This window comes from Bacillus sp. FSL P4-0334, from assembly GCF_038004825.1.
GTDB classification, from domain to species: domain Bacteria; phylum Bacillota; class Bacilli; order Bacillales; family Bacillaceae; genus Bacillus; species Bacillus velezensis.
Genome location: NZ_JBBORX010000001.1, coordinates 3,271,603 through 3,295,721, shown reverse-complemented (window position 1 = coordinate 3,295,721; position 24,119 = coordinate 3,271,603). Strand labels below are relative to the sequence as shown.

Sequence of the window (24,119 nt, the reverse complement as noted above, 5' to 3'; positions counted from 1 at the left end):
GGTTGGGGGTAATATTCAAATGTTTCAAAATAATATGAAACAAAGAATGAATTGGGAAGATTTTTACGGACCGAACCTCGGCTACGCACTGGAGCTGTACGACCAATATGCTGAAGATCCAGACAGCATTGATCCGGATCTGAAAGACATGTTTGACGAACTCGGCGCTCCGCCAAGCCAAATAAAAGAGGCATCGGGTACAAAGGAACAGGGACGCGTCACCGCAGATCTGATTCAAAAGATCGCAGCAGCAGTTAAACTTGCAGAAGATATTCGAACCTATGGCCATCTGAACGCTTCCGTCAATCCGCTCAGAAAGGATCCGAAAAAGAGCGAGCTCTTTCCGTTATCCGAGTACGGGCTTACAGAAGAAGAAATGAAAGCAATACCCGCGTCTGTCATCTGTAAAGACGCACCTGCCAATATAACAAACGGCTTAGAAGCCATCCAGCATTTACGCAATACCTATAAAAGAACCATCTCCTTCGAGTTTGACCATGTGCATGATTTCGAAGAGCGCGCATGGATTACAAAAATGGTCGAATCCGGAGAACTGTTCCGGAAAAATTCACCGGAAAAACTGTCAGCCGTTTTAGAAAGACTGACGGAAGTAGAAGGATTTGAACAATTTTTACACCGGACATTCGTCGGTCAGAAGCGTTTTTCAATTGAGGGATTAGACGCGCTTGTGCCGGTTCTTGACGACATTATCGCCCAGTCTGTGAAAGCGGGCACAACCAATGTCAATATCGGAATGGCGCATAGAGGCCGTTTAAATGTGCTTGCGCATGTGCTCGGCAAACCGTATGAGATTATTTTCTCAGAATTCCAGCACGCGCCGAATAAAGACCTTGTGCCGTCTGAAGGATCGACCGGCATCAGCTACGGCTGGACGGGCGATGTAAAATACCACCTCGGTGCAGACAGACAGCTTCAGGATGCTGAAACCAAAAGCGCGCGGATTACGCTTGCAAACAACCCGAGCCATTTGGAATTCATCAATCCGATTGTTGAAGGAAGCACGCGGGCGGCACAGGAAACAAGAACGCAAAAGGGGTACCCGGTTCAAGACGAAACAAAATCGCTCGCCATTTTAATTCACGGTGACGCAGCGTTTCCGGGAGAAGGCATTGTCGCCGAGACGCTGAACTTAAGCTCTCTGAAAGGCTATCAGGTCGGCGGGGCCATTCATATCATCGCCAATAATATGATCGGCTTTACAACTGAAAGCGATGAATCACGATCCACGAAATATGCCAGTGATTTGGCGAAGGGCTATGAAATTCCGATCGTTCACGTCAACGCGGATGATCCGGAAGCATGCCTGTCAGCCGTTAAATTTGCGGTTGAATACCGGAAGCGGTTCAATAAAGATTTCTTAATCGATTTAATCGGGTACAGACGGTACGGCCACAATGAAATGGATGAGCCGTCAACGACACAGCCGATGCTGTATGAAGCCGTCAGAAAACACCCGACTGTCAAGCGGATCTTTGCGGAAAAACTCGTAAGTGAAGGACTGATCAGCGAGGAAAAAGCGCAAAACATCGAAACGGCAGTGACAAAACGAATTGAAGACGCCTATAAAAAGGTGCCCGCCAAAAAAGAAGACGCCGTACGGGAAATTGAATTGCCGGAACCGGTGTCCAACGGTTTTCCAGACGTTGACACAGCCATTGATTTTGATGTTCTCCGCAAGCTGAACGGCGAACTTATCAACTGGCCGGAATCTTTTAACGTGTTCGGCAAGCTGAAAAGAATCCTGGAAAGACGTGCAAAAGCGTTTGATGATGACCGTAAAGTTGAATGGTCATTGGCTGAATCGCTTGCGTTTGCTTCCATTTTGAAAGACGGCACGCCGATCCGGCTGACCGGACAGGATTCAGAACGCGGAACGTTCGCTCAAAGAAACCTTGTGCTGCATGACAGCGAAACAGGAGAAGAATTTGTTGCCCTCCATCACTTAGACGACTGCGCTGCTTCATTTACGGTGCATAACAGCCCGCTCTCTGAAGGATCGGTTCTCGGCTTTGAATATGGATACAACGTGTATTCGCCTGAAACGCTTGTGATGTGGGAGGCGCAGTACGGGGATTTTGCCAATGCGGCTCAAGTCTATTTTGATCAATTCATATCTGCAGGACGGGCAAAATGGGGACAAAAATCAGGACTGGTCATGCTGCTGCCTCACGGTTACGAAGGGCAGGGCCCTGAACACTCCAGCGGCCGCGTCGAGCGGTTCCTGCAGCTGGCGGCGGAAAACAACTGGACGGTGGCCAACCTGACAAGTGCGGCTCAGTATTTCCATATTTTAAGAAGACAAGCGAAAATGCTGCTTCGTGAGGAAATCCGCCCGCTTGTGATCATGACGCCGAAGAGCCTGCTGCGCAACCCGAATACGGTATCTGAAGTGCAGGAACTGAGCGAAAGCCGATTCAAGCCTGTCTATGAGCAGTCCGGTCTTTCCCATGCTTACGAAAAAGTGACTCGCGTCGTATTATCAAGCGGAAAAGTGTCAATTGATATCAGCGATCACTTCAACAAAATGGAAGGCGATAAGGATTGGCTTCATATTGCCAGAATCGAACAGCTGTATCCGTTCCCGGCAAAAGATACGAAGGAGCTTTTCGCCAAACTGCCGAACCTGCAAGAGATCGTTTGGGTTCAGGAAGAGCCGCAGAACATGGGGGCATGGAGTTATATCAGCCCGTATCTGACGGAAATCGCGCCAAAAGGAGTAAATGTCCAATACATCGGCCGAAGAAGACGATCCAGTCCCGCAGAAGGAGATCCGACAGTCCACAAAAAAGAACAGGAACGCATTGTATCTGATAGCTTGACTCGCAAAAACTAAGGGGGAAATGAAAAAATGGCGGAAATTAAGGTACCTGAATTAGCAGAATCAATCTCAGAAGGAACGATAGCCCAATGGTTAAAGCAGCCCGGTGATTATGTAGAACAGGGTGAGTACTTGCTTGAACTGGAGACGGATAAAGTAAATGTTGAATTGACAGCAGAAGAATCGGGTGTTCTAAAAGAGGTATTGAAAGATTCGGGTGATACCGTCCAAGTAGGAGAAATTATCGGTACCATTACAGAAGGCGCTGGCGATAGTTCTGCACCCGCCCCTTCAGAAAGTGCTCCAGCCAATGAACAAACGAAAGAGGAAGCAAAAGCTGAACCTGCTGCACAAGAAGTCAGCCAGGAAGCACAATCAGAAGCGAAATCCAGAACGATAGCGTCTCCGGCTGCACGCAAGCTGGCAAGGGAAAAAGGAATTGATCTATCACAAATTCCGACGGGAGACCCGCTCGGCCGCGTGCGCAAACAAGATGTGGAAGCTTATGAAAAACCGGCTTCAAAACCTGCGGCACAGTCGAAACAGCAGGCTCCAAAAACACAGCAAAGCTTTGACAAACCTGTCGAAGTGCAAAAAATGTCCCGCCGCAGACAGACGATCGCGAAACGATTGGTTGAAGTGCAGCAGACTTCTGCGATGCTGACTACATTTAACGAAGTTGATATGACGGCCGTTATGAATCTAAGAAAACGCCGTAAAGACCAATTCCTTGAGCAAAACGATGTAAAACTCGGTTTCATGTCGTTCTTTACAAAAGCCGTCGTGGCTGCATTGAAAAAATTCCCGCTCCTTAACGCTGAAATTCAAGGCGATGAGCTGATCGTGAAAAAATTCTATGACATCGGTATCGCTGTCGCGGCTGAAGAAGGGCTTGTCGTCCCAGTCGTGCGTGACGCTGACCGCCTGACGTTTGCCGGCATTGAAAGAGAGATCGGCGAACTTGCGAAGAAAGCGCGAAACAATAAATTAACATTAGGTGAGCTGCAAGGAGGCTCCTTCACGATCACAAACGGAGGTACATTCGGATCGCTTATGTCAACACCGATCCTAAACAGCCCTCAGGTTGGGATCTTAGGTATGCACAAAATTCAGCTGCGCCCAGTAGCGATTGATGCGGAGCGCTCTGAAAACCGTCCGATGATGTACATCGCTTTATCATACGATCACAGAATTGTAGATGGTAAAGAAGCGGTCGGATTCCTTGTTACCATTAAAAACCTGCTTGAAGATCCGGAACAGCTGTTGCTGGAAGGATAATTTGAGACAGACAAAAAGTACACTGCCCTTACAAGCAGTGTACTTTTTTTATTGAGAGAAGGGGAGAATTTATATGAAAAGCTGTTATCCGCTTGAGATCGAATTTGAATATAATGAAGAATTGCATTCTATCACTCCGGTTCTTCTGCAAGACGAACATGACACGATATTAATAGACTGCGGATATCCCGGTTTTACAAACCATCTTCAACATGCTGCTGCCCGGCATGGAATGTCGCTTCATTCATTGACAAAAATCATTGTAACGCATCACGACATAGACCATATCGGCTCACTCGCTGCATTATACCGTTTGCATCCGGATGTCAGCGTGACAGTACATGAGCGTGAAGCGCCGTATATTGACGGCTCTAAAAAATCTTTACGGCTTGAGCAGGCTGAATCAACGTTTTGTTCATTGCCAGAGGATGCAAAGCCTTATGCAAAACAGTTCATCCGCTCGCTTCAATCAGTCGAACCGGCTCCAGTTCACCGGACAGTTACTGACGGCGAGCTGCTGCCTTGGTGCGGAGGCATTCGCGTTGTAGCCACGCCGGGTCATACACCCGGCCATATCAGTCTTTATCTGCCTGCCGAAAAAACTATGGTCACAGGTGATGCAGTCGTCATTGAAGACGGAAAGCTGAACCTTGCTAATCCCGGCTATACGTTACATATGGATGATGCGGTCCGTTCTGTGCAGCGGCTGCTCGATTACGATATCCGCCAATTGATTTGTTATCATGGAGGTTTATTTCAGGGGGATGTAAAAAAAGCGCTTTTGCGTCTGCTTCGTGATCTGCAGAATCAACAAGGATAGGAGCGGCAGCAGCCTATCCTATCCTTGTTCAGTTATGAAAACGGAATCTTTGCCGTTTCTTCTTCTTCGGCGCTGTTTTTCTCTTTTTTCTTAGACCAGTAGGTGGCAAGAACAGACCCCGACAGATTGTGCCATATGCTGAAAATTGCGCTCGGCACGGCTGACAAAGGGGAGAAATGCGCTGTCGCAAGCGCTGCACCCAGTCCGGAGTTTTGCATTCCGACTTCGATCGCAATCGCTTTTTGTGAAGCATAATCCATTTTGAACAGCTTTGCAGTCAGGAATCCTAACAAATATCCGATTCCGTTATGTAAGATGACGACAGACACAATCAGCAGTCCTGATTGAAGCAGATGCTCACGATTTACGCTGACGACAGAGGATACAATCGCTACGATGCCGATTACCGACACGAGAGGAAGCGCGTGCACGGCTTGTCCGACCTGTTTTTTGAAGAACAGCTGCACAATCACCCCGAGGACGATCGGCAAAAGCACGGCTTGCATAATGGAAACAAACAGTGAGCCGAAAGAAACGGGGAGCCACTCTTTCGCAAACAGCATAATAAGTGCCGGCGTTACAATAGGAGCAAGCAATGTTGAGATCGTGGTGACCGCAACAGAAAGCGCCGTATTGCCTTTCGCCAAAAACGTCATGACGTTTGATGCCGTACCGCCCGGACAGCATCCGACCAGAATGACGCCCGCGGCGATTTCTGCGGGGAGGCGGAGCCCGATTGATAAACAGAAAGCCGTAAGCGGCATAATCGTAAACTGGGCAGCGACTCCGATCACGACATGCCAAGGCTTTCTGATTAATTCTTTAAAATCGTCTGCTTGAAGAGTAAGCCCCATCCCAAACATAATAATACCAAGGAAAATCGTCATATAAGAACTGATCCAAGAAAATAAATCAGGGTAGGCGAATCCTAAACCGGCAAAGACGATAACCCACAAGCCAAAGGTTTGGCCCGCAAACCCGCTTATTTTTTTCAGCCATTCCATAAACACAGCTCCTTTTACATTCAATCAATCAGTCAGAAAATATGACTGACTTTTCTGTATTCCATTATAAATAATTTTCTGAATAATTCAATATTAAATATAAGTTTTCAATAAAATTATTATGTAAACTAACATCTTCTTGACTATTCAGACATATATTCTTACAATTGATTTTTATACTGAAATGAATTGGGAGTGCTGAAGTGAAAGAAGCTAATCAATGGTCATCTAAGCTGGGATTTATTTTAGCTACGGCCGGCTCTGCAATCGGGCTCGGCGCAATATGGAAGTTCCCTTACGTAGCGGGAACCAGCGGAGGCGGCGCTTTTCTGCTTGTTTTTATTTTATTTACTGTTTTAATCGGACTGCCGCTTTTGCTTGCTGAATTTATTATCGGCAGAAAAACACAAAAAAACGCCGTTGAATCCTATAAGGCGCTCGCGCCGGGGAAAAAGTGGCACTGGATCGGATATCTCGGAATCATTACGTGTTTTATTCTATTATCCTTCTACAGCGTAGTGGGGGGATGGATATTAATCTACATTATAAAAGGCTTTACAGGCGGCTTATCGCTTTCTTCGGGATTTGATACGTTATTTATCGATACCATTTCAAATCCTTATGCAGCCGTTTTCGGTCAGCTGCTGTTTATCGTGCTGACGATTTTAGTTGTGGCAAAAGGGGTGAGCAGCGGAATCGAAAAGGTAAGCCAGGTGCTGATGCCGGCTCTGTTTATTCTGTTTATTCTCTTAATGATCCGCTCCGTTACGCTGCATGATGCAGCAAAAGGATTAAAATTCTTTTTTATGCCTGATTTTGGCGCGATGGATGCCAATACTATTTTATATGCGATGGGACAATCATTTTTCTCGTTAAGCGTCGGAGTGTCCGTAATGGTTACATACAGCGCATATTTAGAAAAAGAAGAAAATATTGTTCAATCCGCCGTATCGGTGACGGTATTAAATGTCCTTGTTGCTGTGATGGCGGGAGTGGCGATTTTTCCGGCGGTGTTTGCATTCGGCCTCAAGCCGGATCAAGGCCCGCAGCTTTTATTTAACGTGCTGCCGACCGTCTTTAACCAAATGCCGTTGGGCATCGTGTTTTTGCTCGCCTTTTTGCTGCTGTTTTTATTTGCGACGCTGACATCGGCTTTTTCAATGCTTGAAATTTTAGTTGCTGTTTTGTCAAAAGGCGATTCGGCAAAACGGAAGCGGTATGCATGGATCGGGGGACTTGCTATATTTATTGTCGGGGTCCCTTCGGCGCTGTCGTACGGAATTTTGAGTGATGTTTCTATTTTTCACCGCAGTATTTTTGACGCTGCGGATTTTCTGGTCAGCAATGTCTTAATGCCGCTGGGCGCGCTTTTAATTGCCGTTTTCGTACCGCTGAAAATCCCGAAACAGATGCTGTTTGACGAACTGAAAAGCGGTTCCGGTATAAAACGAAAATGGTTTGCAGTCTGGCTCCTATTAATCCGTTATGTGGCTCCTGTAGCCATTATTATCGTTTTTCTGCACGTGCTTGGTATTTTTTAAACCAAAAGAACCAGGCCCCCGTTCAAGACGGGGGCTTTTTTAATAAAGCGGCCATATCACGCGGTGCGCTTGCTCGAACCGTTTCTCCGCCTCCCGCCAATCAACGACATTCCACCATTGATCCACGTAAGCCGCTCGGTCGTTTTTATATTGTAAGTAATAAGCGTGTTCCCACACATCCAGCGGAAGCAAAGGAATGACGTCCCACTGGCTGTAGAGCTGATGCTTCTCAGCGGCCAAAATCTCCAGCCGCCCGGCGCGCGGCGCCCAGACTAGGATAGCCCAGCCGACTCCTTCGACTTTTTTCGCCGCTTGAGAAAATTGCTCTTTAAAAGCGGAGTAGCTTCCGAATGACACATCAATCATTTGAAAGAGCGCCCCCGTCGGCCGTCTTTTTCCGTTTGGATTCATCGAAAACCAGAAAATACTGTGCAAATAATGGCCCGCGCCGTGAAACGCCAATTGCCGCTCCCAATGCGCCACTAAGTCGTACTGTTTCGTCTGTCTCGCTTTTTTGAGCTCCAGTTCTGCTTTATTCAGACCGTCAACATAGCTCTGATGGTGTTTGGTATGGTGAAGTTTCATAATCTCTCTTGAAATATACGGTTCCAATGCGGAATAACTGTAAGGCAGTTTAGGGAGGACATGCTTGCCGATCGGCACATAAGCTCTGCGCTCATCGGGCTCTTCGGGTTCAGTAATGTCCCGGTAAAGTGCCGATGCCTGTTCGTACCATTCCGCCTCCGTTAATCCATCATCCTGAAGGGTGTGAAAAATCCGGTCGATTTGTGCCGCGAAGCGATCGAACCGACCTTGCTGAATAACTTGTTCCTTCAAGGTTTCACACCAATTCAGCATCTCGGTTTGATAAGCGTGCCGTTTCATTTTTCTTCCTCCTTTTCACTCATTTTCATAAAAGTGCTGAGCGCAAGCAAAGAAAACACATACGGGTAGCTGTGATACCTGATGTAAAACTGTTTCGGCAGGCCGATTCCGGTCGGATAGCTGAAAGCGGCGCCTTCGTAATGCCTGTTTTCAATAAGAAAAGATATGCCTTTTGTGACGGCTTGATGATGAGTTTTTTCGTATTGCAGCAAAGCTTCGGCCGCCCAAGCCGTCTGGACAAGCGTCCCGTAAGAAAGCGGAACATAGGTTTTCTCTTCTGCGCTTTTACAGGATTCCCCCCAGCTTCCGTCCTCGTTTTGAATGGACTTCAGCCAGCGGATCGCTTTTTTCACGGCCGGGTGGTTTTGGCTCACGCCGCAAGCCTTCATTCCTGTCAGCGCTGCCCATGTGCCGTAAATATAGCAGACACCCCATCTGCCGTACCACGATCCGTCCTCTTCTTGATGGCGGATCAGCCATTGGACGGCCTTTTCAATCTGAGGGTGATCAGAAGAAAGCCCCGCTTCTCCTAAACAGTGCAGCACCCGTCCGGTTAAGTCGCTTGTTGAGGGATCGATGGCAGCTTCCTCAGCCGATTCCAGCGGCAGCAGGCGGACCAGCGGATGATTGACATTTTTCTCAAAAGCAGAGAAGCCGCCGTCACTGTTTTGCATGGACAAAAGCCAGCTCAGTCCGCGTTCCCATGAGGCGGGATAAAGTTTTCGCGGAATGGCTTTGAGCACTGCGGCTGTGTCATCACAATCAGGATTATTTGTATTGATGTTTGAAAAACCCCATCCTCCCGGTTCAGCATGCGGGTTGTGAACGGCCCAATCAGCGACTTTCGTCTGCTGCCGTTCACGCAGAAACCGGGCGGCGCTGGTTATCATCTGATCGTTATCTGAGATGCCGCTTTTCATAAGCGCATAGTTGAGAAGCGCCGTATCCCAAACGGTCGACGTTGAATTTTCCAGGTACGGTATATCGCCGCAAGACGTGAGCAAAGCTTTCGTGCCGGCAAGCGCTTTTCTGATAACGGGGGAGTGGCGCGATACACCGAGAGCGAGCAGGCCGTACACCATAAAAATAGTGGCGCTCGCATAGCTGTATAATGTGCCGTCTTCTTCAATCCGGTCAAGCATATACGTTTTGGCCGTACGCAGACCGAGCTGGTGAAAAGCGGCAGGAATCTGCAAAAGCCGCTTCCAGTGCGCGAAAAGAGAAGAGAGGTCTCTGTTCTCATCCTGATCGGAACGAAGCCATGTAAACGGATTTTTAGTCATATGCCGATCTAAATGCGCGAGAGACGGAACGTTGGGATTTTTCAGCGAAAATCTTTTGTTAAGCGTCACGGCCATCGGTACAAAATGAATACGGGCGTATGTACTGAACTGGTAAAAATGCAGCGGGAAGGATGGGGGAATGACTAAGAAAGATAATGGCAGATGCAGCGCGGGCCATGGATAAAGGCCGTTTGCCGCAAGCATCCACTTTGTCATGAAGTGTACGTTGCGCAAGCCGCCATTTGAGATGATAAAGCGTTCGGCCTGAATCATATGCGCCTCAGAACGGCTATATAAACCGGAAGCCAGCAAGCCGGCATAGCCCTGTACAGTGGCGGTCACATTTCCTTTCCGGTCATCAGGATAGTTGGCAAAAGTTCCGTCCGGGCGCTGTTTAGCGCGAATGCCTTCTGCAAGCTCAGCGATCAGTTCTTTATCATTGTCTCCAAGAGAAGTGAGGAGGAGGATCAGAAAGGCGTTTGTCAAAATCGGTCCTTCAAAACAAAATGACCATGAGCCGTCCGCATTTTGCGTTTCTCTTAATAGAGAGATGGTTTTCTTTTGGCGGCTTTTGACGTTTTCATGAATTGTGCTCACACTCGCTCAACTCCTTCAGAAGCATATATATTCATATGTAAAAGTCGGCATGACAAAAGAAAGAAACTGCTGACAGGCAGCAGTTTCTTGTTTGATTTAATCTTCCAGATTGATCCAGACGCTTTTCACTTCTGTATAATTATTCAGCGCGTAAGAGCCCATTTCCCGCCCGAGGCCGGACTGCTTATAGCCGCCGAAAGGAGATGCCGCATCGAAAACATTGTAGCAGTTGACCCAAATGGTGCCGGCTTGGAGACGGTCAGCAATGTAATGGGCGTTTTTCACATTCTCAGTCCAAAGTCCGGCTGCAAGGCCGTATTCCGAGCGGTTCGCCCGCTCAATGACTTCATCTACCGTATCATACGGAATGGCGGCTAAAACAGGGCCGAAAATTTCTTCTTTTGCGATGGTCATGCTGTCATCCACATCCGCAAATACAGTCGGGGAGACAAAATACCCTTCTTCAAACGGGCAGCTGCCGCCCGCGACAGCTTTGGCTCCTTCCGCTTTTCCTTTTTCAATATATGAAAGCACGCGCTCATGCTGTTCCTGACTGACGAGCGGGCCGATTTGTGTATCTTGGTGAAGGCCGGCGCCTTGCTGAAGCGATTTCGCATATGAAACCATTTCGCTGACGACCTCATCATATTTGTCTTTGTGAATGAAGACGCGGGAGCCTGCGCAGCATACCTGCCCCTGATTAAACATGACCCCGTTTAAAGCGCCGGGAATGGCTTTCTTCAAATTGGCGTCAGGTAAAATGATGTTAGGTGACTTTCCGCCAAGCTCCAGTGTCACGCGTTTAATTTTTTTTGCGGCTTTTTCCATGATTTTTTTGCCGATTTCTGTAGAGCCGGTAAAAGCGAGTTTATCGACATCGTCATGGTTGGTCAGCGCTTCCCCGGCCGTCTCGCCGAACCCTGGAACAATATTGATGACGCCGTCAGGGAAGCCCGCCTGATCTATTAATTCCGCTAAATAGAGGGCGGTCAGCGGTGTCTGCTCGGCCGGTTTCAAAACGATTGTGCAGCCTGTGGCAAGGGCGGCGCCCATTTTCCACATCGCCATAAGGAGCGGGAAGTTCCAAGGGATGATCTGCCCCACGACGCCGACAGGCTCATGGCGGGTGTAATTAAAATATGAGCCGGCGACCGGAATTGTTTGTCCGGTTATCTTTGTAGACCATCCGGCATAATAACGCATATGCTCAATTGCAAGCGGGATATCCCCATTCGTCGTTTCATTAATCGGTTTTCCGTTATCAAGTGTTTCAAGCTGCGCGAGTTCCGTTTTGTGCTCTTCCATTAAATCGGCAAGCTTATACATCAGCCTGCTTCTGGAAGCGGCCGGCATAGTGCGCCATTCGCCGTGATCAAAGGCTTTGCGTGCCGCTTTCACTGCACTGTCAATGTCTTCTGACTGTGCCTCGTAAAGCGTCATCAGCGTTTCTCCGGTTGCCGGATTCGGTGTGACAAATGTTGATCCTGAAGCGCTCGGAACAAATTTTCCGTCAATATAAAGTTTTTTCGTGCCCTGCAAAAATGTTTCCAGCCTTTTTGTGATCTGCATCGTTAAAGAACTCATTCGTAACAAACCTCCCGAAATTTTTTTATGGTCTGTTTTGAGCATCTTGATGTCCGCGCAAAGTAAGCGCATACAGTCATTTTATAATAACACCTCCGGTAAAATCAATCGATAACCGTTATTGCAATTCACAAGAAAAAACGGCTACAATAAGCTTATCGATTAAGAAAAGGAGTTTTATAAATGATTCATAATAATTGGCAGACAAAAGAAAGCGTCAAAAAGGTCAAATGCGTACATACAGATGCGAAAAAATACATTGTCAAAAATGTGCTGACGCCGGGTAAAGAGTATGAAGTCAAAAATGAAACAGAAGAATTCATTTTTGTTGTAGACAATACAAACAAAGTCGGAGGCTTCTACAAAGAGTATTTTGAAGAAGTTTAAAGCTGAATGAATTCATTTTGCCTGAGCCATACTAAAAAAGACTACATATAAAAGGTGGCTGCAAAATGAAAAAAACAGAGCAAGACAAACAAAATAAAACATCAGATCAGCTTCAGCAAGTGCAAACTGAAGAAGGCACCGACACGACGATGGAACAAATTTCAGATACCTATAAAGAAGGAACAATTGAAGATACGGATCGTTGATGTTTTGTTGAAACCGCGGCATTGGAGAAGCCGCGGTTTTTTATGGCGAAAATAAAAAACTGACTTTTCGAAAAAAATACCGTTTTCTTGAAACCTTTTCTTTCGCTGAACCGTACTACTTCATAACAGCGGCACCTTTCGCGAAGGGCTTTTTTGATGAACGTTCTAAAAATGTAATCTGTTCGTAATGGTTTAAATGCCGTCTATGTCGTATTCTTATATAGGGATAAAGAACTTATTTTTTTATGATTGTAATAAAACAATAGTATAGAAGCAGAAAGTGGGGTTCTTCATTGGGAATTTTTTCTGTCAGCAGATCAACCGACACAAAAAAGCTGGAGGCTTTGCTCGTTGAGGGAGAACGGATCGAAACGATTTATAAACTGCGGGTTGACCAAATATGCTTTACGAATAAACGAGTGATTTTCTTTGATAATAAAATGTTCTCCAAAAAGAAAGTGCGCGTATTTCTTCCATATAAAACAATTGAAAGCTTCGCCATTCAAGAAGCGGGGATGTTTGATCCAGATACCGGGCTTGTATTAATGACAAGGGGAAAAACTTTCGAATTGGAATTTGCAAAAGAAACGGACTTGACTGAGGTTCAAGCCATCTTAACAAAATACTTATGCAGTTAAATATCACATAAAAGCCATCCGAATGCATGCGGATGGCCTTTTTATTATATAATGCTTGTTTTTCCGGAGTTCGAATCAATGAGATCCGGATCAGCAATAGAACTGATGGGGATATAAATCGGCGCCAAATCACCATTCTCTTCACCGAATCCGTAGTTGATCTTATTGGATAAAAAATAATCGATTTGCTGATACGGGCCGATCGTAATGGAAGAACCGCGGTCGACTGCATTTACTTTAAAGCCTCCTACATTTACCAAAACCGGCGAAAACATCATAATGGGCCTCCTTTTCCGGCAGGGATTTTATCGCATGCAGACTCAAAGGTAGATGGAGAATCAATTTGATCCCGGTCATCCACTTTGCCGTTCGTGCCGATGAAGCCGCTTGCATCTCCGAAGTTCTGTCCGTATCCCTGATTCTTTTTATCAGAATTCTGCCATTCCGCCAGTAAATTTTGTCCGACATTCACCGCTGAAGCATTTTCAAAGGAATTAATTTTCAACATGAAAATATTAATATTGATATATGGAGTTGGTTGAACCACAGGCAAACCTCCTTTAATACAGGTGTATGCCGGCTGTTATGACCGTATGCTTAGACAGGGGGCGATAAAAATGGATTTCGATAAGATGAAGCAATGGATGGAAATGGCGCAAAACATGTCCGGCGGCGACTTTTGGAAAAACGTTTTTGATGATGAACAACTGAAATCATTTCAAAACGGCCATTCTCATTTTCCCTTTCAACAGGGAGATGGGCAAATGAGTAGAAATGAGGGTGCTTTTCCTCTTATAGATATTGTGGAAACCCATGATGAGCTCCAATTTTTGCTGTATCTGCCCGGCTACCGGAAACAAGATGTTCAGCTGCTGTCCTACGGAGAATATATCGTCGTAAAAGGCACGAGAAAATCCTTTTTCAATGAACAGGATTTTAAACAGAAGACCGGAAAATACGGCGATTTTGAAAAAAAACTCGACCTTCCGCATTCCGCTCAAGGTACGAAGGGAATGCAGGCGGTATTCAAAGACGGGATTTTATATATATCGATTGCTAAACATCTGGGGGATGCAAGCCAGATCATTATCGAAGGCTGATCTTGTTTGCTGTGCCATCTATCAGATCTGAATCATCGATACTCATGATAGGGATGACGACAACGGTGCAATCACCGTTTTGTTCACCGTACCCTTCATTTCTTTTATTGGCTGCTGTGTTTCTCACCATAACGGAAGAGCCGGTGTTAAAAGTTGCTCCGCCGCTTATTCCGTTCATTTTTATATACTCAAAATTGATAACGGATGGAAAAAACATCATGATTCGCCTCCTTTTTGTATATCATGTTTATATATTCGCAATGCGGGACGCATAGAACTTTCCAAGAGTGACGGGGAAAGAAGTGATTTTCTTTGAAAAAAATAATGAAAGAGATTTTCAAAAAAGTGTGTGAAGAAGAATTAGACCGGCTTAAGAAAGTGGAACAACAGCTTGATGAGCTTCAGGATAAGTGTCATTTTGAGCCGCAAACGGTGGAAGGGGAAAAAACATATGTCCATATTGAGCACGTCAAAGTGGACAAGGTTGAGTACAATATTGATTTTGAAAAGCTGAGTATAGAAGAGCTGAGCGGTATGCTGAATATCGGCGCCACTTACCATACACCGGCGCACAGGCTCAAACAAGCCTGCGCTGAAGAATTTCGGGACAACCCGCAAAATGATGCTGCGAAAGAAAAAAGACAGACAAAGCAGCAGACACCCAATGTCACCATCAGGGGGAGAAAGCATTGACCCCGTTGTTTCAGCCTCCTTTTTCGAGGGTATGTATTAACAGATGCAGCGAAGAATACAGACGAAAAAGGAGATGATGAATATGTCATTATCAAAAGAACAGCAGGACAGCCTTTATCATAAATTAATCGATTTAAAGGAAAGTCTCCAGGGAGAATCAAAAGAAAATCATTCAATGAGTGAAGACACAGGAGAACTGTCGAACGGAGTAGATAATCACTTAGCTGATCACGGAAGCATTTATTTGGACAGGGTCACGAATCAGACGCTGGACGGTGTCGATCAGAATCTTTTAGATGAGGTGAACGCCGCGCTTGAACGAATGGATAAAGGAACATACGGGATTTGCGAGAAAACAGGAAAAGAAATTCCTTATGAAAGACTTGAAGCCGTGCCGTACGCCAGAATGACCGTCGAAGCGCAGCGAGAAACAGAAGGGGATGTGAAAACAGACGCTCCGTCATATGAAAGGGAATTTCACGAGCAGGTGAAAGACCTCTCAAATAAAGAAACCGTTGATCAAAAAAGCTCACAAACTTACGAAATCCTGGATCGCGAGCAGGATTCACAATAATAGCAGCAGGTACATTCATATGTACCTGTTTTTTTATTCCATAAAAAATCTCAAAATCGAAATAAAATCATTGACTTTATATAAAAAAGAAAGTAACATACTATTTGTAAGTAAATATTAAAAGATTACCGGGAGGAATTTAGAATGTCTCAAGTATTATTTGTAAAATCAAGTGACCGTACGGCTGAAGAAGGCGTATCCGTAAAATTATACGAAGCGTTTCTGGCTGCTTATAAAGAAAACAATCCGAATGATGAAGTGATCGAACTTGATCTTCATAAAGAAAACCTTCCTTACCTCGGAAGAGATATGATTAACGGAACATTCAAAGCTTCAAAAGGAATTGAAATGACAGACGAAGAGAAAAAACAAGCGTCAACTGCTGACATTTACTTAAATCAATTTGTCAAAGCTGACAAAGTCGTGTTTGCATTCCCGCTTTGGAACTTCACAGTGCCTGCTGTGCTTCATACTTATGTTGATTACCTGTCTCGCGCAGGAGTTACTTTCACATACACGCCTGAAGGCCCTAAAGGTCTAATGGGAGATAAAAAAGTAGCGCTCTTAAACGCACGCGGCGGCGTATATTCTGAAGGACCGATGGCATCTCTTGAAATGTCATTAAACTTCATGAAAACCGTTCTCGGTTTCTGGGGTGTCCAAGATCTTCACACTGTTGTCGTTGAAGGCCATAATGCTGCACCGGATAACGCTCAAGCGATCATTGAAAAAGGACTGCAAGAAGCGAAAGATCTGGCTGCAAAATTCTAATTTTCATTAACTCTTGCGCCCCTACAGGGTGTGAGAGTTTTTTCTATTATAGAAGAAACTGGCGGCTGCTTTCGATCTGATCTTATATTGATATATTGATATTTTGTCGAAAAAACAATTTTTATGTAGAATAAAGCATTTTCCACAAAGAAAAAAGGTTTTCTGTAAAAGAATTAACCCTCTTGCCAAAATACGACTGATGGTGTAGGATATAAGAGAAGCTACATTGTTCGTATTGTTAATTAAGTTTTAACCTTTAAGCTGTAATAGGGAGTTTTATATCGAAGCCGGAATGTCATGCCTCCATTGCAGAGGACGACAGGAACGCTTCTGCAAACACCCACTTTGAGGAGTGGTGGTTTAAAACTTTCTTACTTGCGTACGGCATACGTAGCGAAAGCCATTTCCCTTGCGGAGATGGCTTTTTATTTTGAATTTCCCTTGAGCAGCGTACTTTATCAGTATGATAAAATAAAAGAATCAAAGACAAAGTGAGGTTTTACAACATATGCTGGAGAAAGCCCAATCCCTTCTGGCGCATTATTTTGGCTACGACAGTCTTCGCGCGGGCCAAAAGCAGGCGATACAATCAGTTGCAGAGGAGAGAAAAAACACGGTCTGCATTATGCCGACGGGGGGCGGAAAATCAATCTGCTATCAGATTCCCGCACTGCTGTTTGAAGGAACCACAATCGTTATTTCCCCTCTTATTTCCTTAATGAAAGATCAAGTCGACGCGCTTGAAGAAGCGGGTATCGCGGCAGCTTATATTAACAGTACCCAGACAAGCCGTGACATTCATGAGCGCCTGACCGGTTTGAAACAAGGGGCTTACCGGCTCTTTTACATCACACCGGAGCGTTTGACTTCTTCTGAATTCATTCACATCCTGCAGAATATTACGGTTCCTCTTGTCGCCATTGACGAAGCTCACTGTATATCGCAATGGGGACATGATTTCAGGCCGAGTTACCGGAATATCGAAATCCTTTTTAATGAATTAAAAGAACCGCCCGTCATCATCGCATTAACGGCGACGGCTACGCCTGAGGTTCATGATGACATCTGCAAGCAGCTTCATATTAAGAAAGAACAAACTGTATATACCGGTTTTGCCAGAGAGAATTTAACGTTTAAAGTAGTAAAGGGCGAAAACAAAGACCGGTTTATCGAGCGGTACCTGGAAAAAAATAAACACGAAGCCGGCATTATATATACAGCGACAAGAAAAGAAACCGACCGTTTATATGAGAAATTAAAACGCAGCAGCATCAATGCCGGCCGTTATCACGGCGGATTGGCGGATGATGACAGAAAAGACCAGCAGGAGCGGTTTCTTAACGATCAGATACAAGTGATGGTAGCTACGTCCGCTTTCGGAATGGGAATCGATAAGAGCAACATCAGGTTCGTTTTACACGCGCAGATTCCGAAAGATATGGAGAGCTATTACCAGGAAGCCGGACGGGCCGGGCGCGACGGTCTTAACAGCGAGTGTGTGCTCTTGTTTTCGCCGCAGGATATTATGGTGCAGCGTTTTTTAATAGACCAATCGGCCGCCGGAGAAGAAAAACAAAAGCAGGATCTCAAAAAACTGAGACAGATGGTGGATTACTGTCATACGGAAGATTGCCTGCAGCGGTTTATTCTGAAGTATTTCGGCGAGAATGAGGCGGAAGCTTGCGGAGCATGCGGCAATTGCACTGATACAAGGACCGCCCATGACGTCACAAAAGAAGCGCAGATGGTATTATCATGCATCATCAGAATGAATGAGCGTTTCGGAAAAACGATGGTGGCGCAGGTGCTTAGCGGGTCAAAAAATAAAAAAGTGCTGGAAAACGGCTTCAGCAGCCTGTCCACTTACGGCATTATGAAGCATCAATCCGCAGCGGAAATCAGTGATTTTATCGAATTCCTTATTTCAGATGAATATATCAGAATGGCGGACGGCACATTTCCGACGCTTATGGTCACCCAAAAAGGCAGGGACGTTCTGCTTGGAAAAAGCGCAGTCGCGAGAAAAGAAGCCTTACAGGCCGCCGCCGTTACCGAAAATGATGAATTATTTGAGCTTCTCCGGCGTCTCCGCAAAGAGATTGCAGCTGAACAGGGCGTGCCTCCATTTGTCGTGTTCTCAGATCAGACGTTAAAAGAAATGTCGGCGAAACTTCCGAAAACGGATCAGGATCTTCTTTCCGTAAAAGGGGTCGGGGAACAAAAAAGATTGAAATACGGAGCAGTTTTTTTAGAAGAAATCCGAAATTATGTAAGAGAAACAGAGTGAAAAAAAGTTTTTTTAGAAATTTGCACATTGTGTTTTTCATTCGCGCCGGAAAAATCAGAAGCTTGAAAACCCTTGCTGTATCAGGGTTTCAGCAAGACTTACCAAGCGAGAGAAATGTTTCATGTAAAGGAACTGTAATCTAATTCAAATCGTTTTGTTATTGAACTGACATTTTCATATGTTACGATATCACCTGTTAGCCGCCAATAAAAAGCTAACAAGGGAGGATTTACTTATGAAGAAGACGATTATGTCCTTTGTCGCAGTTGCAGCAATTTCAACAACTGCATTTGGAGCTCACGCTTCTGCTAAAGAAATCACGGTGCAAAAGGGTGACACGCTCTGGGGGATCTCGCAAAAAAACGGAGTGAACCTAAAGGACTTAAAAGAATGGAATCAGTTATCTTCTGATTTAATCATTGAAGGAGAGAAACTGACTATTTCTTCAGTAGAAACAACCACATCTGGGCAGTACACAGTGAAGCAGGGCGACAGCCTCTGGAAAATTGCTCAGAAATTCGGAACATCAGTCGGCAATCTGAAAAGCTTGAATAACTTGCAATCAGATATAATTTACGCAGGCACAACGTTAAATGTGAAAGGTCAGGCTCAGGCTGCACAGCCGGCTCAAGAAGCCAGCCAGCCGCAAACTGAACAAAAACCAGCTGCCGAGACAGAACAGCCGAAACAAGAAGCTGTCAAAAACGAGCAGCCTAAACAAGAACCTGTTCAAGAACAACAACCTAAACAAGAAGCGAAGGCTGTCGAAGCAAAACAGCAGCCTGTTCAATCAAATACAAACCAACAAGAGCCTAAAAAGCAGCTGACAATGACTGCAACTGCTTACTCTGCTAACGACGGCGGCATTTCCGGTGTAACGGCAACCGGTGTTGACTTAAACAAAAACCCTGATGCAAAAGTCATCGCGGTAGACCCTAGTGTCATTCCGCTTGGCTCTAAGGTTTATGTTGAAGGTTACGGAGTGGCAACAGCAGCAGATACAGGCGGCGCAATTAAAGGAAATAAAATTGACGTATTTGTTGCAAAGAAAAGTGACGCTAACAACTGGGGCGTCAGAACAGTAAATGTTAAAGTATTAGACTAGTTTCATATAGAGATGAAGAACACAAGGCGAAATGCTTTGTGTTCTTTTTTTCTTCCCTTTTTTGACTGTATATAATCGTTATATGCGGAAAAAGAAAAAGCGTTTCTCTTATAATAAGGAATGGATGTGAAAACGGAATCTGAAGGGATGTATGAATTTGATGGAGCCGGAATTTATATGTTTATGGAATGCCTTCATAGAATCACCGGTGTTTCAAGCAGGTATATGCACCGCTTTCGCCATTGTGCTCGTTATCGGACTGTCTATGCCTGCTGTCAGGCTGTTTCAGGCGCTTGACAGAGGGAGAGGAAGGCCAGCCGTTATTGAAAAGGTGAGACGTACTGGCGTGATGAAGAATGGCAGGCACGAGCTTGTGCTTATTTTAAACGTAAAAAACCAAGACGGAACGCATGATAAACGTGAACTGACACATGCCGTATATAATGAAGAGATCAGCCGTTTTTATGAAGGAGCTTCCGTATGGGTGACGGCAGCGGCCGGCGGAGGAATTATGATCGCTCCGCGCACGCCGCGGCATAAGGCGTCAAAATAAAAAGACGGGGCGGTTTTCCCGTCTTTATGTATTAATGCCGATCGATCCATATCCGTCCGCCTTCTGAGCCGGCTTCTATCCTGCATGTTCCTCCGATCGGGAATGTCATCAAAGGGGAGGTATGGCCGAAATCAGCATTTGCGATAACAGGCATGGATGACAGTTCTTCTTTTGTACGGATGACGGCACGCAGAGCCTCCTCAGACACATTTGAAGCATGCTGGAAACGTCCGATGACAATTCCCTTCACGGCTGAAAAAGCGGGAAGGTGGATGAGTGACTGCAAATCCCGGTCAAACATATGAATGTCCGACATATGATCATCTTCTATAAACAGAATCACTTGCTCCATCTCCGGAAAGTATTCGGTGCCCTGCAGAAGATTCAGCGTGCATAGATTTCCTCCGATCAGTGTTCCTTCCGCATATCCGGGTTGAATAACGAGCGGTCCCGGATTCCGATAAAAACGTCTGTCCTCCTGGTTCAAATACCATTTATCATCACTCCACTCGGATGAAGGCTTTACCTCATACGGGTTGTCAGAAGCACAGCAGGCCAAGAAAGACTTAATCGTATAGTCCAGCCCTTTTTTCATGGCAAATGAAGAAAAATGGGGACCGGAATATGTAATAAGGCCGGTTTTTTGATATATGGCATGGCCGAGAGCGGTAATATCTGAATAGCCGCAAAGGATTTTCGGATGCCGCTTGATGTTTTCATAATCAAGATAGCGGAGCAGCTGATTTGATTGGAACCCGCCGAGTGTCGTCAAAATCGCTTTGATGTCAGGGTCAGCGAAAGCCTCGTGCAGATCCCGTACACGCGATTCAATGGATGATGAATCAAATTCATTTATTTCTTTCGCATGCTCTGAAAAAGAGACACAAAAGCCCAGCTCCTCCAATTTTGTCTTCGCGGCATTTATATTTTCATCTGACATAACGGACATGCTTGTGGCCGGAGACACAATACGAATGCCGTCACCTTTTTTCAATTTTTCCGGATACAAAAAAAACCCTCCTTATATGGTTTAATCTATTACACCATATAAAAGAGGGTTTCTCTATTATTTTTTACAGGTCGACCCATTTAATGCCGCCTGATTGCGTATCATTGTCAATCCAGACATCAAAGTGATGCTTTTCATAAAAATGAACGAGTCTGTCGACATGATCCCAATCACGCTTAGCGATGTCGCCCGTCACTTTCGGGATATTCTGCTCTCTGGCGATATGTTTTAAAAATTTCATGCAGATCGAGCCGTAGCCATGGTTCGGCGGGCCTTTAATGTCCCCGATATGAATGGCATTGTCATAATAAGAGGCGATCAGTGAAAAACAGCCTCTTCCCCGGTAGGCTGATTCACAATCAGTCAGCATAATCTTACATGTTTGGCCATCATCAATCGAGGAAACAATGATCCAATCGTCATTGTTCGATTGATCAATACCAAGCACTCGCGCGTCTTTTGATACATCTATCAGATTTTCCCGCATTCTGAAAATCTGAAATTCAAGTTTATGAAGCTCTTTTTCCAGCTCTTTCTGATCTCTTTCTTCTGCAGTAAACAAAATCATACTCCTTTCACAGCGTAAAAGTCTTAGTTAAACACAAGTATCCATTGTAGTAAATGATGTCTTGGTTTGTAAATGGGTTTTGCAAAAACTTTTTTAGAAAAGTCTGCCGTTTATATGTGGATTGACGTTTTTAAGGCGGTGCGGATAGGGAAAGGAACAGTGAGCAGCGGAAATAGGAGGAATCTATAATGGCAATTGACTCACTCATCGGCAAATTGAAGTACGTAATGACGGAATCTCCTGATAAAATGCTTTCCTTATATGTAAATACGGATATGAGAAATCCGGATCAGCAGGGGGGAGAGTGGAAAATCGCCTTGAAAACCGGTTTTCGGAGATTAAAAGAGTATCTGTCTGCCAGTGATCCGGAAGAAGAAAAATCTCTCGTCCGCATCATGGAACGTGTCTATCAATATATCGATGGGCTTGGTAAAGAGATGCCGCGAAGTCTCGTATTTTTTGCGTCGGGAGAAGGCGGTATTTGGGAGACGATTGAATTGCAGGTGCCTGTTGAAACACGATTTTATTGGGAAGAGACGCCTGTCCTTGATCAATTAGAAATTCTTCGTGAACAATTTCCGAGCACGGCTTTTATTCTCACCCAGCAGAATGAAGTGAAGATCATAGAAACCGTACTCGGAAAAATTGAAGGAGTGGAGCATTATCATTACGACGTCATCAATGAATCGTGGAAACCGCAGGATGTAAGCGGAAACTCCGCATCGATGGACGAAGACGCCGCCAAAGCCCACGTCGAAGAAAACCAAAACAGGCTGTATAAACGATTGGCTTCGAACCTTGATCAGAAGGCCGCTTCACACCAATGGGAGCGTCTCGTAATCGCAGGGGACAAAGAAACAGCCGATATTCTCGATCAGCACATGAATAAACCGATTGATCGGATCATTCCAAAAAATCTGTTGAATGAAAACGAACATAAGGTGATAGAAGAACTGTTGAAGGAAGCATAATATGACGAAAGGCCGGGTCTCAAACACCCGGTCTTTTTAGGGCTTAAGTTTGTCTAATTTCTGACGAAGCGGGCGAAACCGTTGACATCAAAGCTGAATTCTCATACCATTTGGATAGTCAGTAAAATTGAGAGAGGTCATAAGATGAATCAGACAGAAAACAAACCTAAAAGTTATACCGGTGTCGTGCTGACATTGACCGTTCTGATCAACGGATTAATTGCGGTGCTGTTTTTTATGCCGAAATCGGGACAGGTCAGCATTGCCAATATTCATATTCTGCCGATGTTAAATGCCATTTTTAACAGCTTCACGTTTATCTTTTTGCTGGCAGCGCTCTTTATGATTAAGCAAAAAAACATTCAAGCGCACAAACGCTTTATTTTAGCGGCGTTTACGACGACTTTGCTGTTTTTGATCTGCTATGTCGTGTACCACTCGATAGCTGAGAATACTTTATTCGGCGGCCACGGCATCATGCGCGGGATTTACTTCTTTATTTTAATTACGCATATTTGCCTTTCCTTCATTATCGTGCCGCTTGCGCTGTTTACGCTGATCAGAGGATTCAGCATGCAAGTGGAGCGCCACAAAAAAATCGCGAGATGGACGATGCCGCTCTGGCTGTATGTCAGTCTGACGGGTGTCATTGTATACTTAATGATCTCACCGTATTATTAAAAAAAGCCGTGCTCTGCGCGGCTTTTTTCTATTGATTGAAAAAGGCGCCTCATCAGGGCGCCTTTTACTCTTCAAGCGTTTCAAGTGTTGTTACATTTAAGGATTGTTCAACGGTTTTTGTTTTTGCTTTTACTTTTTCTGCGTACGTGTAATCACCATAGCAGTAGGGATAACGGAAATTGTCTTTGTTCCCTCCGCAAGTGTAAAGTTTCGGATTCTTTTTGACCTGCTGCTCGGAGTATTGTTTTGCCAGTTCCTCAGTATGCGATCCTCCATGTTCAGCCACAAAATCAATATAGCCGGCTCCCATGTTGTAGCTTTGTATAATCGTATCCAAGTCTACGCCTTTTTTCTTGCCTGTTTGGTACATGAGAGTGAATTGTTTGATTCCCTGTTTGATACTGGTTTGAGGGTTTTTAATCTCATTTCGCTTTAAACCCAGAGATTCTGAAGACTGCATGGGATCATTTCCTCTTCCTTTTGACTCCTGATATATCATGCCGAGTACAAGCGATGTATATTTGGTGAGTCCTTTTTCATCCAGTTCGTCTTCAACAAGCGGTTTGTAATCTGTCAGCCGTTCAAGGACGATCGGTTTGACATCAAACGGAAGACTTTTGAGCCATTCATTATTTGAAAATAGCAGAATGAGGAAGAAGGAAACCATGACAAAAACACATATCATCATAAGACCCGCGGCAGCGAAACAGCCTTTTTTCTTTTTCTCCACTGTGTTTCACCCTCA

At 45.0% G+C, this 24,119-nt stretch carries 26 protein-coding genes and 1 other RNA gene; 17 read left to right on the top strand and 10 right to left on the bottom strand.

Features of this window, described 5'->3' with window-relative positions:
* Positions 1 to 19 precede the first annotated feature (19 nt).
* The 3 genes from sucA to NSQ37_RS16465 all read left to right on the top strand — a co-directional run bounded on the left by sucA (position 20) and on the right by NSQ37_RS16465 (position 4,937).
* Entirely contained in the window at positions 20 to 2,854 is a 2,835-nt protein-coding gene (gene sucA, locus NSQ37_RS16475) for a 2-oxoglutarate dehydrogenase E1 component (RefSeq protein WP_015240008.1), read from the top strand.
* Between the two features lie 15 nt (positions 2,855 to 2,869).
* Positions 2,870 to 4,117 carry a 2-oxoglutarate dehydrogenase complex dihydrolipoyllysine-residue succinyltransferase gene (gene odhB / locus NSQ37_RS16470; RefSeq protein WP_253612919.1) on the top strand — a complete coding sequence of 416 codons (1,248 nt, stop codon included), beginning with the start codon at positions 2,870 to 2,872 and terminating at the stop codon, positions 4,115 to 4,117.
* 73 nt (positions 4,118 to 4,190) lie between these two features.
* Positions 4,191 to 4,937 (top strand): MBL fold metallo-hydrolase, encoded by a 747-nt coding sequence (locus NSQ37_RS16465; protein ID WP_076425277.1) that lies wholly within the window; start codon positions 4,191 to 4,193, stop codon positions 4,935 to 4,937.
* A 32-nt stretch (positions 4,938 to 4,969) separates the two neighbouring features.
* On the opposite strand, the gene NSQ37_RS16460 is transcribed toward NSQ37_RS16465, so the two are convergent.
* Positions 4,970 to 5,941, bottom strand: a complete 972-nt coding sequence (locus tag NSQ37_RS16460; protein WP_151280599.1) for a bile acid:sodium symporter family transporter — start codon at positions 5,939 to 5,941, stop codon at positions 4,970 to 4,972.
* 203 nt (positions 5,942 to 6,144) lie between these two features.
* Between NSQ37_RS16460 and NSQ37_RS16455 the strand changes: the two genes are divergently transcribed.
* Positions 6,145 to 7,482, top strand: coding sequence for a sodium-dependent transporter (locus NSQ37_RS16455; protein ID WP_007407975.1), 1,338 nt, complete (start codon positions 6,145 to 6,147; stop codon positions 7,480 to 7,482).
* Positions 7,483 to 7,521: 39 nt separating this feature from the next.
* On the opposite strand, the gene NSQ37_RS16450 is transcribed toward NSQ37_RS16455, so the two are convergent.
* The 3 genes from NSQ37_RS16450 to NSQ37_RS16440 form a co-directional block, all read right to left on the bottom strand.
* Positions 7,522 to 8,367: a superoxide dismutase gene (locus NSQ37_RS16450; protein ID WP_007611962.1), complete on the bottom strand. Its 846-nt coding sequence runs from the start codon at positions 8,365 to 8,367 to the stop codon at positions 7,522 to 7,524.
* Complete coding sequence (locus NSQ37_RS16445) at positions 8,364 to 10,247, bottom strand: terpene cyclase/mutase family protein (RefSeq protein WP_043021815.1); 1,884 nt, start codon at positions 10,245 to 10,247, stop codon at positions 8,364 to 8,366. The genes NSQ37_RS16450 and NSQ37_RS16445 overlap by 4 nt, the downstream gene beginning before the upstream one ends.
* A 96-nt stretch (positions 10,248 to 10,343) precedes the next feature.
* Positions 10,344 to 11,831, bottom strand: a complete 1,488-nt coding sequence (locus tag NSQ37_RS16440; RefSeq protein WP_007611960.1) for an aldehyde dehydrogenase family protein — start codon at positions 11,829 to 11,831, stop codon at positions 10,344 to 10,346.
* Between the two features lie 183 nt (positions 11,832 to 12,014).
* On the opposite strand from NSQ37_RS16440, the gene NSQ37_RS16435 reads away from it, so the two are divergent.
* The 3 genes from NSQ37_RS16435 (at position 12,015) to NSQ37_RS16425 (ending at position 13,062) form a co-directional block, all read left to right on the top strand.
* Entirely contained in the window at positions 12,015 to 12,218 is a 204-nt protein-coding gene (locus NSQ37_RS16435) for a DUF6501 family protein (protein WP_007407979.1), read from the top strand.
* 65 nt (positions 12,219 to 12,283) lie between these two features.
* Positions 12,284 to 12,424, top strand: coding sequence for a DUF4025 domain-containing protein (locus NSQ37_RS16430; RefSeq protein ID WP_192452614.1), 141 nt, complete (start codon positions 12,284 to 12,286; stop codon positions 12,422 to 12,424).
* 293 nt (positions 12,425 to 12,717) lie between these two features.
* Positions 12,718 to 13,062: a PH domain-containing protein gene (locus NSQ37_RS16425; RefSeq protein ID WP_003153783.1), complete on the top strand. Its 345-nt coding sequence runs from the start codon at positions 12,718 to 12,720 to the stop codon at positions 13,060 to 13,062.
* Positions 13,063 to 13,106: 44 nt separating this feature from the next.
* Here the strand turns inward: NSQ37_RS16425 and NSQ37_RS16420 are convergent, their stop codons facing one another.
* Positions 13,107 to 13,340: a hypothetical protein gene (locus NSQ37_RS16420; protein WP_003153785.1), complete on the bottom strand. Its 234-nt coding sequence runs from the start codon at positions 13,338 to 13,340 to the stop codon at positions 13,107 to 13,109.
* Positions 13,337 to 13,609 (bottom strand): hypothetical protein, encoded by a 273-nt coding sequence (locus NSQ37_RS16415; protein WP_003153786.1) that lies wholly within the window; start codon positions 13,607 to 13,609, stop codon positions 13,337 to 13,339. Before NSQ37_RS16415 ends, NSQ37_RS16420 begins: the two co-directional genes overlap by 4 nt.
* A gap of 70 nt (positions 13,610 to 13,679) precedes the next feature.
* Here NSQ37_RS16415 and NSQ37_RS16410 point away from each other — a divergent pair, with 70 nt between their 5' ends.
* The gene (locus NSQ37_RS16410; protein WP_032866236.1) at positions 13,680 to 14,162 is read left to right on the top strand and encodes an Hsp20/alpha crystallin family protein; all 483 of its coding nucleotides are present in this window, start codon (positions 13,680 to 13,682) and stop codon (positions 14,160 to 14,162) included.
* Here the strand turns inward: NSQ37_RS16410 and NSQ37_RS16405 are convergent.
* Entirely contained in the window at positions 14,149 to 14,382 is a 234-nt protein-coding gene (locus NSQ37_RS16405; protein ID WP_012117743.1) for a hypothetical protein, read from the bottom strand. The two genes, NSQ37_RS16410 and NSQ37_RS16405, sit on opposite strands and share 14 nt — an antisense overlap.
* A gap of 92 nt (positions 14,383 to 14,474) precedes the next feature.
* On the opposite strand from NSQ37_RS16405, the gene gerPC reads away from it, so the two are divergent.
* The 7 genes from gerPC (at position 14,475) to NSQ37_RS16370 (ending at position 20,145) form a co-directional block, all read left to right on the top strand.
* Positions 14,475 to 14,855 carry a spore germination protein GerPC gene (gene gerPC, locus NSQ37_RS16400; RefSeq protein WP_032866235.1) on the top strand — a complete coding sequence of 127 codons (381 nt, stop codon included), beginning with the start codon at positions 14,475 to 14,477 and terminating at the stop codon, positions 14,853 to 14,855.
* Positions 14,856 to 14,937: 82 nt separating this feature from the next.
* Positions 14,938 to 15,429: a TraR/DksA family transcriptional regulator gene (locus tag NSQ37_RS16395; RefSeq protein WP_003153790.1), complete on the top strand. Its 492-nt coding sequence runs from the start codon at positions 14,938 to 14,940 to the stop codon at positions 15,427 to 15,429.
* Between the two features lie 144 nt (positions 15,430 to 15,573).
* Positions 15,574 to 16,200, top strand: coding sequence for an FMN-dependent NADH-azoreductase (locus NSQ37_RS16390; protein WP_003153791.1), 627 nt, complete (start codon positions 15,574 to 15,576; stop codon positions 16,198 to 16,200).
* A gap of 215 nt (positions 16,201 to 16,415) precedes the next feature.
* Positions 16,416 to 16,601: non-coding RNA, 6S RNA (gene ssrS / locus NSQ37_RS16385), on the top strand.
* A gap of 107 nt (positions 16,602 to 16,708) precedes the next feature.
* Positions 16,709 to 18,487 (top strand): DNA helicase RecQ, encoded by a 1,779-nt coding sequence (gene recQ, locus NSQ37_RS16380; protein ID WP_032866234.1) that lies wholly within the window; start codon positions 16,709 to 16,711, stop codon positions 18,485 to 18,487.
* Between the two features lie 235 nt (positions 18,488 to 18,722).
* Positions 18,723 to 19,592, top strand: coding sequence for a 3D domain-containing protein (locus NSQ37_RS16375; protein ID WP_007407985.1), 870 nt, complete (start codon positions 18,723 to 18,725; stop codon positions 19,590 to 19,592).
* Positions 19,593 to 19,752: 160 nt separating this feature from the next.
* Positions 19,753 to 20,145: a hypothetical protein gene (locus NSQ37_RS16370; RefSeq protein ID WP_032866464.1), complete on the top strand. Its 393-nt coding sequence runs from the start codon at positions 19,753 to 19,755 to the stop codon at positions 20,143 to 20,145.
* A 31-nt stretch (positions 20,146 to 20,176) separates the two neighbouring features.
* On the opposite strand, the gene NSQ37_RS16365 is transcribed toward NSQ37_RS16370, so the two are convergent.
* Together NSQ37_RS16365 and NSQ37_RS16360 are read right to left on the bottom strand one after the other, a co-directional pair.
* A complete protein-coding gene (locus tag NSQ37_RS16365) occupies positions 20,177 to 21,154 on the bottom strand; it encodes a S66 family peptidase (RefSeq protein ID WP_253612920.1) in 978 nt (325 codons plus the stop codon).
* 64 nt (positions 21,155 to 21,218) lie between these two features.
* Positions 21,219 to 21,722 (bottom strand): N-acetyltransferase, encoded by a 504-nt coding sequence (locus tag NSQ37_RS16360; RefSeq protein WP_014418107.1) that lies wholly within the window; start codon positions 21,720 to 21,722, stop codon positions 21,219 to 21,221.
* Between the two features lie 188 nt (positions 21,723 to 21,910).
* Here NSQ37_RS16360 and NSQ37_RS16355 point away from each other — a divergent pair, with 188 nt between their 5' ends.
* Both NSQ37_RS16355 and NSQ37_RS16350 read left to right on the top strand, forming a co-directional pair.
* A complete protein-coding gene (locus NSQ37_RS16355; RefSeq protein ID WP_160242072.1) occupies positions 21,911 to 22,693 on the top strand; it encodes a VLRF1 family aeRF1-type release factor in 783 nt (260 codons plus the stop codon).
* Positions 22,694 to 22,837: 144 nt separating this feature from the next.
* Positions 22,838 to 23,374 carry a DUF420 domain-containing protein gene (locus NSQ37_RS16350; RefSeq protein WP_015239997.1) on the top strand — a complete coding sequence of 179 codons (537 nt, stop codon included), beginning with the start codon at positions 22,838 to 22,840 and terminating at the stop codon, positions 23,372 to 23,374.
* A 64-nt stretch (positions 23,375 to 23,438) separates the two neighbouring features.
* On the opposite strand, the gene NSQ37_RS16345 is transcribed toward NSQ37_RS16350, so the two are convergent.
* On the bottom strand, positions 23,439 to 24,104 hold the full coding sequence (locus NSQ37_RS16345) for a lysozyme family protein (RefSeq protein ID WP_003153802.1): 666 nt from the start codon (positions 24,102 to 24,104) through the stop codon (positions 23,439 to 23,441).
* Positions 24,105 to 24,119 lie beyond the last annotated feature (15 nt).

Coding starts and splice junctions, on each gene's coding strand:
- sucA (WP_015240008.1), top strand. CDS start 20: ATGTTTCAAAATAATATGAAACAAAGAATGAATTGGGAAGATTTTTAC.
- odhB (WP_253612919.1), top strand. CDS start 2,870: ATGGCGGAAATTAAGGTACCTGAATTAGCAGAATCAATCTCAGAAGGA.
- NSQ37_RS16465 (WP_076425277.1), top strand. CDS start 4,191: ATGAAAAGCTGTTATCCGCTTGAGATCGAATTTGAATATAATGAAGAA.
- NSQ37_RS16460 (WP_151280599.1), bottom strand. CDS start 5,941: ATGGAATGGCTGAAAAAAATAAGCGGGTTTGCGGGCCAAACCTTTGGC.
- NSQ37_RS16450 (WP_007611962.1), bottom strand. CDS start 8,367: ATGAAACGGCACGCTTATCAAACCGAGATGCTGAATTGGTGTGAAACC.
- NSQ37_RS16440 (WP_007611960.1), bottom strand. CDS start 11,831: ATGAGTTCTTTAACGATGCAGATCACAAAAAGGCTGGAAACATTTTTG.
- NSQ37_RS16435 (WP_007407979.1), top strand. CDS start 12,015: ATGATTCATAATAATTGGCAGACAAAAGAAAGCGTCAAAAAGGTCAAA.
- NSQ37_RS16430 (WP_192452614.1), top strand. CDS start 12,284: ATGAAAAAAACAGAGCAAGACAAACAAAATAAAACATCAGATCAGCTT.
- NSQ37_RS16420 (WP_003153785.1), bottom strand. CDS start 13,340: ATGATGTTTTCGCCGGTTTTGGTAAATGTAGGAGGCTTTAAAGTAAAT.
- NSQ37_RS16410 (WP_032866236.1), top strand. CDS start 13,680: ATGGATTTCGATAAGATGAAGCAATGGATGGAAATGGCGCAAAACATG.
- NSQ37_RS16405 (WP_012117743.1), bottom strand. CDS start 14,382: ATGATGTTTTTTCCATCCGTTATCAATTTTGAGTATATAAAAATGAAC.
- NSQ37_RS16395 (WP_003153790.1), top strand. CDS start 14,938: ATGTCATTATCAAAAGAACAGCAGGACAGCCTTTATCATAAATTAATC.
- NSQ37_RS16390 (WP_003153791.1), top strand. CDS start 15,574: ATGTCTCAAGTATTATTTGTAAAATCAAGTGACCGTACGGCTGAAGAA.
- recQ (WP_032866234.1), top strand. CDS start 16,709: ATGCTGGAGAAAGCCCAATCCCTTCTGGCGCATTATTTTGGCTACGAC.
- NSQ37_RS16375 (WP_007407985.1), top strand. CDS start 18,723: ATGAAGAAGACGATTATGTCCTTTGTCGCAGTTGCAGCAATTTCAACA.
- NSQ37_RS16370 (WP_032866464.1), top strand. CDS start 19,753: ATGGAGCCGGAATTTATATGTTTATGGAATGCCTTCATAGAATCACCG.
- NSQ37_RS16360 (WP_014418107.1), bottom strand. CDS start 21,722: ATGATTTTGTTTACTGCAGAAGAAAGAGATCAGAAAGAGCTGGAAAAA.
- NSQ37_RS16355 (WP_160242072.1), top strand. CDS start 21,911: ATGGCAATTGACTCACTCATCGGCAAATTGAAGTACGTAATGACGGAA.
- NSQ37_RS16350 (WP_015239997.1), top strand. CDS start 22,838: ATGAATCAGACAGAAAACAAACCTAAAAGTTATACCGGTGTCGTGCTG.